General features: G+C 63.0%; 13 protein-coding genes. 4 read left to right on the plus strand and 9 right to left on the minus strand.

Annotation, left to right across the window (positions count from 1 at the left end; all coding sequences use genetic code 11):
* From YUO_RS0120240 to YUO_RS0120260, 5 genes are all read right to left on the minus strand, one after another.
* Entirely contained in the window at positions 1-345 is a 345-nt protein-coding gene (locus tag YUO_RS0120240) for a DUF1491 family protein (protein WP_028348916.1), read from the minus strand.
* 97 nt (positions 346-442) lie between these two features.
* Positions 443-934 (minus strand): GNAT family N-acetyltransferase, encoded by a 492-nt coding sequence (locus YUO_RS44845; RefSeq protein WP_083754646.1) that lies wholly within the window; start codon positions 932-934, stop codon positions 443-445.
* Positions 924-1,199, minus strand: a complete 276-nt coding sequence (locus YUO_RS0120250; protein ID WP_028348918.1) for a type II toxin-antitoxin system TacA family antitoxin — start codon at positions 1,197-1,199, stop codon at positions 924-926. The genes YUO_RS44845 and YUO_RS0120250 overlap by 11 nt, the downstream gene beginning before the upstream one ends.
* Positions 1,200-1,274: 75 nt before the next feature.
* Positions 1,275-2,006, minus strand: coding sequence for a peptidoglycan-binding domain-containing protein (locus YUO_RS0120255; protein WP_028348919.1), 732 nt, complete (start codon positions 2,004-2,006; stop codon positions 1,275-1,277).
* On the minus strand, positions 1,999-3,825 hold the full coding sequence (locus YUO_RS0120260; protein ID WP_035727121.1) for a PAS domain-containing sensor histidine kinase: 1,827 nt from the start codon (positions 3,823-3,825) through the stop codon (positions 1,999-2,001). The genes YUO_RS0120255 and YUO_RS0120260 overlap by 8 nt, the downstream gene beginning before the upstream one ends.
* A 422-nt stretch (positions 3,826-4,247) precedes the next feature.
* On the opposite strand from YUO_RS0120260, the gene YUO_RS0120265 reads away from it, so the two are divergent.
* Positions 4,248-4,679, plus strand: coding sequence for a DUF5330 domain-containing protein (locus tag YUO_RS0120265; RefSeq protein WP_028348921.1), 432 nt, complete (start codon positions 4,248-4,250; stop codon positions 4,677-4,679).
* Between the two features lie 82 nt (positions 4,680-4,761).
* Positions 4,762-5,190, plus strand: coding sequence for a SufE family protein (locus YUO_RS0120270; protein ID WP_028348922.1), 429 nt, complete (start codon positions 4,762-4,764; stop codon positions 5,188-5,190).
* A gap of 75 nt (positions 5,191-5,265) precedes the next feature.
* Here YUO_RS0120270 and YUO_RS0120275 read toward each other — a convergent pair whose 3' ends face one another.
* Positions 5,266-5,679, minus strand: a complete 414-nt coding sequence (locus YUO_RS0120275) for a Ros/MucR family transcriptional regulator (protein WP_028348923.1) — start codon at positions 5,677-5,679, stop codon at positions 5,266-5,268.
* 173 nt (positions 5,680-5,852) lie between these two features.
* Entirely contained in the window at positions 5,853-6,740 is an 888-nt protein-coding gene (locus YUO_RS0120280) for a hypothetical protein (RefSeq protein WP_028348924.1), read from the minus strand.
* A 333-nt stretch (positions 6,741-7,073) separates the two neighbouring features.
* Between YUO_RS0120280 and YUO_RS0120285 the strand changes: the two genes are divergently transcribed.
* Complete coding sequence (locus YUO_RS0120285; RefSeq protein ID WP_028348925.1) at positions 7,074-8,723, plus strand: glycosyltransferase family 39 protein; 1,650 nt, start codon at positions 7,074-7,076, stop codon at positions 8,721-8,723.
* 107 nt (positions 8,724-8,830) lie between these two features.
* Entirely contained in the window at positions 8,831-9,814 is a 984-nt protein-coding gene (locus YUO_RS0120290; RefSeq protein ID WP_028348926.1) for an NAD-dependent epimerase/dehydratase family protein, read from the plus strand.
* A gap of 226 nt (positions 9,815-10,040) precedes the next feature.
* Here the strand turns inward: YUO_RS0120290 and YUO_RS0120295 are convergent, their stop codons facing one another.
* The gene (locus tag YUO_RS0120295; RefSeq protein ID WP_028348927.1) at positions 10,041-11,444 is read right to left on the minus strand and encodes a M20/M25/M40 family metallo-hydrolase; all 1,404 of its coding nucleotides are present in this window, start codon (positions 11,442-11,444) and stop codon (positions 10,041-10,043) included.
* Positions 11,445-11,450: 6 nt separating this feature from the next.
* Entirely contained in the window at positions 11,451-12,773 is a 1,323-nt protein-coding gene (locus YUO_RS0120300; protein ID WP_235782768.1) for a glycosyltransferase family 87 protein, read from the minus strand.
* Positions 12,774-12,784: the final 11 nt, after the last annotated feature.

Genomic DNA, 12,784 nt, shown 5'->3' on the forward strand with positions numbered 1-12,784 from the left:
CTAGGCTTTGGCCAAATCGAGAAAGTGCCGCCCTGCGCGATCTTCGGTCTCGACGATCCAGGCGTCGGGATCAAAACGGAGTTCCTTGGCGAGACGCTCCTCCACCGATTGCTCGGGCACCGGCTGCGGCGAGGCCGGCGCGAACAGCCGCTCGGCTGGACGACTCTCGTCATAGACGGTCTGCGGCGCAGGCGCATACAGCATGGCGTTGCCGTCGAGCAGCGCCACCTTGACGAAAACCGCCCCCGCCTCCTCTGCCCCGCGCTTGCGCACGGCGCCAAAAATTCCCTCGTTCTGGCAGCGGCGCAGGTATGCGGCCACCCAGATGCTTGATTTCAATCGCATGTGACGGACGATAGGCCAGCGACCAGGCGGAAGCTAGTGCCGCCAGCCTGCGATCCGTGACGCTTCGCGGCATATCTACCTCGCACGATCGAGTGTTTCAAAGAGACGCCTGCAGATCGGCCAAAGTAACCATCAGCGTCTGCGGGTTTGCCGGTGAGGATTCCACGCCGATAGCGCGATAAAAACTTGCAGCTTCCTCGGATATTGCGTGCACCAAAAGTCCGCGTATGCCGATGGCATCGGCCGCGCTCAATATGCGCAGCGCGGCGTCGCGGAACAGGGCACGTCCCAAGCCTCGTTTCTGGAAGCCGGTATCGATGGCAAGTCGGGCGAGGATGGCTACCGGAATCGGGTCAGGCATATTGCGCCGGAATCTTCCGGTCGCCTCCGCGCAGGCAAGCGCGCCTGCCGCGAGAGCGTAGTAGGCAACGACACGATTTTCCTCGCAGACGACGAACGGTCGCGATGCACCGCTCTTGTGATTGGCTAGCGCGCGACGCTTGAGCCAGTCGTCAAGAGCTGAATGACCACACGAAAACGCTGAAACGTCGTAACTGCCCTCGATCGGTGACGGAGGGCTAAGCTTCATTCCAGGGGGCCCTCGCCTGCATGGTGCGCTTGAGGCGCTTGTTCGGCGATGGTGGCGCTTCGAGCCGCGCAACAAACTTCGCGTAAGCTTTGGCACTCACCTGGATGACCGCGCGATCGAGCAACGCCTCTTCGGCAGCGCGTCGAGCCGCCTCGAGAATGAAGTCCGTGCGCGTCTTACCTTGAGCCTTGGCCGCCCAATCGAACAGGGTCCGATCCTCGGGCTTGATGCGCATATTCAGGGTGTCACGGGCAGTCGCCGACATGGTCCAATCTCCTTTGCTGGAACCATATCCGATTTGCAATGACATTGTCATTACAAATAACAGTCCGTTTCGCCCCTAGTCGATCGGATGGCCGATCATCGCCGTGAGCTCCTTCACCAGGCGATCGGACATCTGGCCGGTCACCGGCAGCTTGCGGTCGCGCTCGAATTTCGAGATCGCGGCCTGGGTGTCCGCACCGACCGCGCCGGTCGGCTTCAACTGGCCGTAGCCATATTGCGTCAGTGCGCGCTGCACCGCCGCCACGCGACGCGCGCCGGCGTTTTGCCCATTCGCCGGAATCGGCGCCGGCGGACGTGCCACATTGGAAGGGGCCGCGGTGGGCGCGCCGGTCGACTTGACCACGAGATTGGCCATCGGATCGGCGTTCTTGGAATCGTTGTTCCTGGAATCGTTCCTGGACTCGGCGCTCTTGGTCTCGACGTGTTTGGGATCGGCGCCCCTCACCTCGACCGGCCTGATTTCCGGCGGATCAGAATCGACCGGCCTTGTTATCTCGACCGGGCGCGGGCGCGGCAGCGGACTGACGACCGCAGCTTGCGGCGCCGGCAGCGTCACGACTGAGCCGAACATCGGCGAGGGATGGCGGCCGGCCTGCAGGAACAGCGCATTGGCGACAATAGCGCAGATTGCGGCAGCCGCGAGCAGGCCCGCGATCATGTCTTTCGGGCTGTGCAGGACAATGCGCATCACGAGGCCGCGCCCTTCCTCCGCTTCGATCGCAACCGCTTTCGCGCTGCGACGGCGGCGGCGCGGCATCTCGTCATCGTCGTCAATACGCCTAGGCACGTTTCTTCACCTGATGGACTTCATCCTGAGATTCGGGATCCTGAGATTCGGGTCGCTCCGCCGGTTTCAGCGTCGCGACGTTGTTCGAAGTGGTCAGCGAAGGCGCAAAGTCAAGCGGCAAGGTAACAGCCACCGTGGTACCCTCGCCGACCCTGCTCTGCACGTTCATCTCGCCGTTGTGCAATCCAACCAGACCCTTGACGATCGACAGACCGAGGCCAGTGCCTTCGTGCTTGCGCTGATAGGTCTTGCCGGCCTGGAAGAACGGATCGCCGATCCGCGCGAGATCCTCGGCGGCGATACCGACCCCGGTATCGGTGACGCTCAGCATCAGCCGCGATCCCTCGACCGCAGCGGAAACCGTCACGCTGCCGCCGCGCTCGGTGAACTTGATGGCGTTGGTGATGAGGTTCAGCGCGATCTGCTTGAACGCGCGGGGATCGCCGTTCATCATGGGCAAGTCCTCCGCTGCGCGGGTGATCAGGTCGACGCCGTTGTCGCGCGCCTTCAGCGCCAGCAAATTGCAGCAGTGCAGCAGTGCCGCGCGCGGCGCGAACGGCTCCGGCGAAATTTCGAAATTGCCGGTTTCCATCTTGGACATGTCGAGGATGCCGTTGACGACCGACAACAGATGCTGGCCGGAATCGTTGATCAACTGCGCATATTCCCTGCGGCGCGCGGCGTCGAGCATCATCGCCTCTTCGTGCACGATCATCTCGGAGAAGCCGATGATGGCGTTCAGCGGCGTGCGCAGTTCATGGCTCATGGTAGCCAGGAACCGCGTCTTGGAGGCATCCGCCTGCTCGGCGGCGGTGCGCGCCATTTCAAGAGCCTGCTCCTGGATCTTGCGGTCGGTGACGTCGCGCATCACGGCGACGACATCGGCCTCGGGCGAAACCTGCTCGAGCGGCCGGCAACGCATCTCGACCCAGATGAAATCGGCGGAAGGGTTCTGGCCGCGGACCGCGTCGCGGCGCAGGCGGAATTCGACGCTGCGCTGCTCGCTGCCGCGCGCCGCATCCGACAGGGCGGTGAGATAGGCCGGACGATCGGCGACATGGACGCGGTCGAACAATCCATGGCCGGTGAGCCGGGCGCCGGGCGTGCCGAGCATGGCTTCCGCCGCCGGCGAAATGAACTCCACGGCGCCGCTGCGGTTGTGACGCGAAATCACGTCGCTCATGTTTCGCGCAAGCAGACGATAGCGGTCTTCCTCGAGATAGAGTAGCGATACGGAAGTGCGCGCCAGCGATTCCGCGCTAACGGCCAGTCCCGCCGCATAGAGCGTTGCCGAAGCAACGCCGGCACCCATCAGGATGCCGCGCAGCGCCGCGTTCGGCTCCGCCATCGGCAGCAGGTGAAAATGCCCGAGCGCGATCAGCGAGGCGGCGCATGACAGCGCAAGCGCAGAGGCAAACACGACCACGCGGCGCGAGGCCGACAGCGCCGCTTCCAAGGGAACGACGATGAGCCAGACCGCGGCGAACGATTCGATACCGCCGGTGGTCACGGCGACCATCATCACAAGGCCTGCCAGCGCCAGCGCAGACAGGATATGCGCGCCCTCGTAGCGGCCGGTGCGCGACAGGAACCAGGACAACAGGATGGGCGCGATCAGCCAGGCGAAGGCAGCGACCTCGAGCGCCGAGGGCGCCCCGCGCATCGCCAGATAGACCGGAAAGGCCGCAAGCGCCACCAGGCTGCCGAGCAGCCGCGGCGCCATGAAAGCGCGATGACGCGCACGCGTCAGCGCATCATATCGTGCCGAGGGATGCAGCAGCGCATCGAGACAATCGCGGATGATACTCAAAACAATCACGGCTCCCGCGCTTCGGCTTGGTCGTCAGACAGACGCGCCGGAACGCCCCCTTATCTTTGCGTCACCGTGTCAGAGTGAACTTAAGCGAACGCTAAGGCCCGGCGCATGGCCGACCAACAACGCGCATCCGCGGAGTTTTGACGTCTCGCGCGACGGTCATTTGACCCGGATGGTGAACGATAGGTTTCCAGCGCGATCAATCTATGGTTTCGAAATGGTGGATGCGCGAGCGGCGCGAATTTTCGCGCGGCGGTGGTCGTCAATCGAAAATTTACGCCGAATCCAATCGTTGCGGTTTTCAGAAAATTTTCAGCGATTTTACCTCAATGCAAACACTTGCGATTTATCGAGGGCTGTTAGTCAGAAACAAAGCTAGCGGACTTAACCGCAACACAACCATAAGAGACGACCGGGGTCGCGAGATGTTTTTTCTGCTTCGCATGGCATTCTGGCTCGGGCTCGTGCTCGTGCTGTTGCCCAGAGAAAAGACGCCTGAATCGGACAAGGTGCCGCAGATCGGCGCGTCCGAGGCCGTATCGGCTGCGACCGCCGCCGTCTCCGACATGGGCCAGTTCTGCAAGCGCCAGCCGGCGGCCTGCGAGGTCGGTGGCCAGGCCGCCACCGCGCTCGGCCAGCGCGCCCAGGAGGGCGCCCGCCAATTGTACAAGATCATCACCGACAAGAAGCCCGAGCCGCCCGCCGTCCCCGACAAGAAGCCCGACCATACCAGCTCGATCGGCACCGCCGGCGACGCCGAGGCCGTGACCGCGGCCGCCTCGCCCACGGAAGCGCTGACGGAGGATGACATGGCGATCGAATGGCGGCTGCCGCGGACCCCGTTGGCCTCAAAATAAGGCCGCGGAACCGGTTCCGTTTCCGTCGCTTTCGTTCAATCCGCATCCTATATAAGACTTACGAAAACGGACGCGGGCCAAGATGACGATCGACGAAATCAGGGACAATTTCGAACTGCTGGACGAGTGGGACGACCGCTACCGGTACGTCATTGAACTCGGCCGCACCCTCGACCCGATGCCGGAGGCCGAGCATTCCGCCGAGAACAAGGTCAATGGCTGCGTCAGCCAGGTCTGGCTTTCCAGGCAGATCGACCGCAGCGGCAACGGCGAACCGAGGCTGAAATATCTGGGCGACAGTGACGCTCACATCGTGCGCGGTCTGATCGCAATCCTGCTCACGCTCTATTCCGGCCGCACGCCGCAGCACATCCTTTCAACGGATGCGCTCGCGGTATTCGACGAATTCGGATTTCGCGAGCACCTGACGCCGCAGCGTTCCAACGGCCTACGCTCCATGGTAGAGCGCATCCGCTCCGACGCGCGCGAGGCGCTTGCCGCGGCTTCGTAATAGATAGGCTTATCTTTTCTTTGACGCGTTTTCTTCACGCGAACCGGTTCCCACTTCGCTTGAAAACGCTTTGGCTTACTTCCGCTTCCGTGCCTGCTGGCCGAGTCCCATCTTCTTGGCGAGTTGCGAACGCGCCACCGCGTAGTTCGGCGCCACCATGGGATAATCCGGCGGTAGCCCCCATTTGTCGCGGTATTGCTCCGGCGTCATGTTGTACTGCGTGCGCAGATGGCGCTTCAGCGACTTGAAGCGCTTGCCGTCCTCCAGACAGACCAGATATTCCGGCGTCATCGACTTCTTCACCGACACGGCCGGCTTGGCCGGCTCGAGCGGCGTTTCGGGCCGGCCGCTCGAGACCCGAATCAGCGCGGCGTGGACCTGGCTGATCAGGTTCGGGATTTCCGAGGCCTGGGTCGGGTTGTTGCTGAGATAGGCCGATACGATATTGGCGGTCAGTTCGACGGGCGTCTTGCCGGCGGGATCGGTCATGGCTCAACCTTCTGGAATCACGATGCATCCGCACGGTTCGGACAGTATCCAACCGCGCCTATACATCGGCGGCATCCTATACAACTTGGCGTATATGAACGAAGTGCCGGGAAACTGACAAGAACGGCGGCGCTTTATTTTCAACAACCGCTCTCGCGGCAAGTATTGCCGGGTCAGGACCGCTGATCGAGATGCGCGCGCAGTTCGTCGATCGAGGCGAAGCGCATCATCCCCTCCGGCATCTGGGCCTCGATCGAACCGTCAGAGTAGAGGGAATAGGCCATGCCATCGACGACGCCGGACTTCAGCACCGTCACCGCCGGCTGATCCTCCGTGCGCGGCGGTCCGCCATTGGTTTCCACGGGCGCCGGGGGTGTGCGGCCGCCGCGGCGCTGCGGCGGGGTTTCGCCAGATTTTGCGCGCTCCGCTTTCGGCCAGGCATCCTCGAACGACGCCCGCGGCGTTTCGGCCGGCTCGACCGGCGGCACGGTGGGTGGATTGGAACGCAGGTCCGATGACAAAAGGTCCGGCGGCACCGGCTCACCGGCGCGCCCCTGCGCGCGCTCGCGCTCTCTTCGTGACGTCGAGGAAAACAGCAAATTGCGCTTCGGTTTCGGAGCCGATGGTGGCGGTTCGGGGTGGGTCGGTTCCGGGATCGGGTGATCCCGCAGGACAGCCTCGTTCTGCCAAGGGGGCGGCGCCGCTGGCGAGAAAGGCGGCGGCGTTGGGGAGAATGATCCAGGACCAGCGGGCTGTTCGGCGGCTGGGAAACCGCCGCCGAAGGAAGCGGAATCCCGCGTCGCGCCAGCCGGAAGTACCGGCCGCACCGCGGCCTCGCCGCGCGCTTCAGGCATACTAGCGGCGAGCCGCCGCGCAACGTTTTTCAGCTCCCGGACCGCTATCCAGAGTGCGAGCATGATCGCGCCGGTGCAGACGCCGATCACACCGGCGATGATCAGCGTGTTGCCGGTGCTGAATTCCTTGATCGGGATCCCGAAGCCGATCGCCAGCAGCCCCGCCAAAACGAGGCCGATCCCGGCGACCAACATAACAACCATCATTTGAACTAACCCTCAGCCGCGCCCAAAACGCTCGCAAGCCGCCCAAAGCCACGATACCGTCATATTGTGCGCATCGCCACCCGCCAATTGCGCACTAGGTTCCGCATGGCGTCGTTCGGTTGCAGGAATCCTTTCGTGCCATTCAGGTGCCGTTCACTCCGGCACCCGTAACTTTACCGCCTACCAATTACTTCCCTTTTGTTGCATTGCATCAGGGATTTACGCCACAATTCCCAATTACTTGGTAATGGAACTGCGCTATATGGGTACCCGGGGAATGAGGCTCAAGAATATCCACGCTGGGCCATAGGGGACGCTGGGTTACCAATCGCCATGTCATCTATTACGACTTCTGCTCTCGATACGCCTGCGCGGCGCTCGATGGAGCGGACCTGTGACGACCTCGCCATCTTCACGTTGGCCGTTGTCACGCTCGTTGCTGGCCTGACCTTCCGCGACTATGGGCTGGGCTGGGACGACTACACGCACGCCGAATATGCCGATCTGCTGCTGCGGATGTACGGTTCCGGCTTCAAGGACACCGGCGCGCTGTCGTTCGCCAATCTCTACATGTATGGCGGCGGCTTCGACATGGCGGCCGCCCTGCTGCACAAGGTCATTCCGCTAGAATTGTTCGAAACGCGCCGGCTGCTCGGCGCCGTCGTCGGCCTGATCGGCCTTGCCGTGACCTGGCGGCTGGCGCGGCGCGTCGGCGGCCCGCTTGCCGGGCTCGCGACGCTGCTGCTGCTGGCGCTGTGCCCGACCTTCTACGGGCACATGTTCATGAACCCGAAGGACGCGCCGTTTGCCGTCTCGATGGTGATCCTGATCCTGGGTCTGGTGCGCCTCGCCGAGGAGTATCCCGCGCCCTCGCCGCGTACGATCCTGATCGTGGGCCTCGGCGCCGGTCTCTCGATCGGCTGCCGAATTCTCGGCGGGCTGGCGGTGGTCTATGCGATGGTGGGCTTCGTCCCACTGTTGATCGAGGACGTTCGCAAGCAAGGTCCGCGCGAGGCGATCCACCGCTTCGCTCATGTCGTGTACGTCCTGGTCCCGGGGCTCGTGTTCGGATACCTGATCATGGGCCTGGTGTGGCCGTGGTCGATCATGGAGCCCGGCCATCCGTTCCAGGCGCTGACCTACTTCTCGCATTTCTTCGAAAAGCCCTGGAAAGAAATGTTCGACGGCGCGCTGGTCTCGGTGCCGGACATGCCGTGGTCGTATCTGCCGACGTTGTTCGCGCTGCAGCTTCCCGAGATATTGCTCGCGCTCTTGATTGGCGGTGTCGTCGGCACTTTCACGTCGCTGTCGCGCGCTGACGTAGCCGCCCGCCGCAAGACCATCCTGTTGATGCTGACGCTGGCGGCGACACTGCCGCTGGTGATCGCGATGGTGAAGCGGCCGGCGCTCTACAACGGTATCCGGCATTTCATCTTCGTCATCCCGCCGATGACGGTGCTTGCGGGCGTCGCGTTCGCCTGGGGAATGAAATGGCTGAAGCAAAATCGCCGCAGTTGGCAGCCCGCCGCGCTTGCGGTGTTCTCGTTCGGTTTGCTGCTGCCACTCAGCGAGATGATCCGCCTGCACCCTTATGAATACACCCATTTCAATCACATTGCCGGCACGGTTCGCGGCGCCGACAAGATGTTTATGCTGGATTACTGGGGGTTGGCGCTGAAGCAGGCTTCCGACGGTCTGCGCGAGGAGTTGGTCGAACGGCAGGAATTTCCTCCACTGGGACGCAAGTGGAAGGTCGCGGTGTGCGGCCCGCAGCGTCCGGCGCAGGTGGCGCTCGGCCCGGACTTCACGATCGGCTGGGACAGCCAGTCGGCCGACTTCGCGATGACGCTGGGCGAGTTCTACTGCAAGGGCCTCACCGCGCCGGTGATGGTGGAAATCAAGCGCGACGATGTCGTGTTTGCCCGCGTCTACGACATCCGCGGCCGCGCCATCTCGACGCTGTTGGCGATTCCGGCGCCCTGATCCCGCATAACAGCCGCGCCCGGCCCGCGCCTTGCTGCTGAGCTGGTGCAGGGCTACGTTCGCTCTCGAAATCAACCACTCTCGAGCGCGCGAAAGGTTATTGCGGCGTGACGGCACTGGTGACCGGCAGTTCCGGCCATCTCGGCGAGGCGCTGATGCGTACGTTGCAGGCGCATCGGCGCAAGGCCATCGGTATTGACGTTCTGCCCGGCGCGTTTACGCACCATTTGGGCTCGATCGCCGATCGCGCTTTCGCGCGCCGTTGCATGAAGGGCGTGACGACCGTGCTGCACGCCGCGACGCTGCACAAGCCGCACGTGGCGACCCACAGCCGCCAGGAATTTATCGACGTCAACATATCAGGCACGCTTAATCTGCTCGAAGAGGCCGCCGCAGCCGGCGTCACGGCGTTCGTCTACACCAGCACCACAAGCGTCTTCGGCGAGGCGCTGGTGCCACCGCCGGGCGAGCCTGCGGCCTGGATCACCGAAGATATCGCGGCCGTGCCGAAAAATATCTATGGCGTCACCAAGGCTGCCGCGGAGGATCTGTGCCAGCTCTTTGCGCGAAATCACGCGCTTCGCACCATCGTGCTGCGCACCTCGCGTTTCTTCCCTGAAGAGGATGACAATCGCGCGACGCGCGAGGCCTACACCGACGCCAACATCAAGACCAACGAGTTCCTCTATCGCCGCGTCGACATCGAAGACGTGGTCAGCGCGCATCTGATGGCGGCCGACCGCGCCCCAACGATCGGCTTCGCGAAATACATCATCAGCGCAAGTACGCCATTCTCACGGAACGACACGGCGGAACTGCGCCACGACGCGCCGCGTGTGGTCCGCCGCTATGTGCCGGAGTTTGAGGGCGAATTTGCGCGGCGCGGCTGGACGATGATTCCAGGCATCGATCGCGTCTACGTCAACGACCGCGCGCGTGCCGAACTCGGCTGGCGACCGCGCCATGATTTCCGCGCGCTGATTGCGCGGCTGCAGGCCGGCGATGACATCCGCAGTCCACTCGCGCGGCAGATTGGCAGCAAGGGCTATCACGACCGCGTCTTTCGCGAGGGACCCTACCCGGTCGAGTGAGCGCGACGAGAGTATCCGGTGGACAAGCCGCGCGGATGCGCTAAACTGGCTGCCATACACCCTCTACACGTCTCGGAATCAAACGCCGTCCAATCCCGGGCGGCGTTTTTATCTGGGCGTATCGTAGGGTGGGCAAAGCGGAGCGTGCCCACCATTCAAACCAATTCCGCGGAGAGAATGGTGGGCACGGCGCAAGAGCGCCTTTGCCCACCCTACCGCTCCCGCGCTACTTTGCTCCCTCCGCGAACGCGCCCAGGATCCGCGCCCAGGAGCGGATACCCTTGTGGTAGCTCTTCAAATCGTACTTCTCGTTCGGCGAATGGATGTTGTCGTCGTCGAGGCCGAAGCCGACCAGCACGGTGTCGAGGCCGAGCGTGCGCTTGAAATCCGCCACGATCGGGATCGAGGCGCCGGAGCCGATCAGGAGCGCTTCCTTGCCCCACTCGTCCGTCAGCGCACGCTTGGCGGCCGCCAGCGGCTTCATGTTCCAGTCGAGCGCAATCGCCGGCGCGTTGGAATGGTCGGTGAACTCGGCCTTGCAGTCGGCAGGCACGCGCGCGCGGACGTAATCTCGGAACGCTTTTCGGATCTTTTCCGGGTCTTGTCCCTCCACCAGGCGGAACGAAACTTTCGCGGAAGCTTCCGCCGGGATCACGGTCTTGGAGCCTTCCCCCGTGTAGCCGCCGATGATGCCGTTGATATCGCAGGTCGGGCGCGAGGAAACCTGCTCGATCAGCAGGCGATCCTTTTCACCGGCCGGAATCGAAAGGCCGATCGGCTTCAGGAATGACTCCGGCGTGAGGTTGAGGTTCTTCCACTGCGCCAGGATGTCCGGCGGCAGGTCTTTTACGCCATCGTAGAATCCGGGAATGGTGATGTGGCCGTTCTCGTCATGCAGGCCGCCGAGAATGTTGGTCAGCACCCGGATCGGATTGCGCGCGCCGCCGCCAAAAATGCCGGAATGCAGGTCGCGATTGGCGGCCTTGATCTTGACCTCGTCATAGACAAGCCCGCGCAGCGAGGTCGTGATCGCCGGCGTGTTCTGGTCCCACATGCCGGTGTCGCAGACCAGCGCGAAATCGGCCTTCAGGTCAGCCTTGTTCGCCTCAAGGAACGGCACGAAATTCTTCGATCCGATTTCCTCCTCGCCCTCGATGATGATGGTGATGTCGACCGGCAGCGACCCTGTGACCTTCTTCCAGGCGCGGCACGCCTCGACGAAAGTCATCAACTGGCCCTTGTCGTCCTCCGCGCCGCGCGCGACGATGATCTTGCGGCCGTCGGCATGGTCGGTGACAACGGGCTCGAATGGCGGCCGGTGCCACAGATTGAGCGGATCGACCGGCTGCACATCATAATGGCCGTAGAACAGAACGTGCGGCCGTCCTTCGCTGGTGCCATTGAGCTTGGCAACGATCGCCGGGTGCCCAGCCGTCGGCCTCACCTCGGCCTTGAATCCGAGTGTGGCGATATCCTTCGCCAGATGATCGGCGGCCGCCTTGCAATCGCCGACAAAAGCCGGATCGGCCGAGATCGACTTGATCCGCAACAGCGCGAACAGCCGCTCGAGACTGTTGTCGAAATCGGCGTCGATGTGATCGAGGACCGGCTGGATCTTGGCGTTGGACATGGCTTGTTATCCTTGGCTGTGAGCCTTGTTGTTAGCGTCAAGTTGTAGCTTGCCCGCGGCCTGAGGCAAGGCAACATCCGCGGCAGGCGGATGCAATATGTGCCAGACCAGCCCCGCCGCGAGCAGGATGGTGGCGGCGAGATTGTTGCCATAGGCCTGCACATCAACCGGGAACAGCGGCAGCGACAGGCACAGCAACCCGCCCGCCACGGCGAGCAACGTCCATGTCCCGGTTTTGACCGCCGGGCGCGGATCGTAAGCGGCACGGTGGACCAAAACAGTGATCGGGAAGAACAGCCACAGGAAGTAGTATTGCCGGGCAAGCGGCGAAGCTACCGTGATCAGGCAAAACAGGATGCCGATCTCTTCGGCATCCGAACGTTCCGTGCGGCGCGGGGCCGGCGGCATAACAGCGAGATAGCCGAGCCCGATCGCGAGCGAGATCGCCACCACGATCCAGTTCGCCGTCCTGAAATCGACGTCGACGATGTTCATCGTGCGCACGGGTTTGGCCGGATTGTCCTGGTTGTAGTTGACTGGCCGCGTCAGCCGGTGCGTCACCGCGATGATCGACTGGTTGACCCACGACCAGTTCTGCGTATCGCGCTGCCCGAACCCCTTCTCCGAACTCGAACCCACCATGCCCTGGTACCAGGTCCTCAGTTCCGTGAAATTGTGCTGGAAGCCGCGAAACGGCGCCGGCAGCACGAACAGAAACAGGCCGATGAAAACCAGCATGCTCGCGGCTGCCGCCCACTGTCTTCGCCACACCAGATAAGGCAACACCGCGACCGGAAACACCTTGATCGCGGTAGCGAGCGCAAACATGCTTCCTGCCATCCAGCCGCGCTGATCGCGCAGCAGCCAGAATCCGTAGAGCATCAGCGCCAGCAGTAGCAGGTTCGGCTGGCCAAGGTCGAACATGTCGAACACGAAGGTGACAGTGACGAGGCCGGGCAGTGCTTCCAGCCATGGCCCGGGCTTGTGCCCTGATCCCGCCATCGCGTGCGAGAATTGCGCCGTCATCCACCACGCGACGATGTTGAGAAACGACAGGCAGAGATAGAGCGGGATCTTGCCGAACCAGCTCGGAATCGCCAGCAGCACCGCCGACAGCGGCGGATAGATGAATTCGAAATAGGCGGCGAGGTCGTCAGGATAGAGATTCTTGCCGTGCAACACCTGCTGACCGGCCCAGAACCAGAGCGGATAGTCCTTGGTCTTGCCGTTGCCCCAGATTTCGGGGACCAGCACGTCGGCCGTCAGCGCGATGCAACATACCAGAAACAGGATATCGAGCGGCCTTCGTAGCGACGGATATCTCAGCACACGCTCGTTCC

The sequence above is a fragment of the Bradyrhizobium murdochi genome (assembly GCF_000472965.1).
In the GTDB taxonomy this organism is placed as follows: domain Bacteria; phylum Pseudomonadota; class Alphaproteobacteria; order Rhizobiales; family Xanthobacteraceae; genus Bradyrhizobium; species Bradyrhizobium murdochi.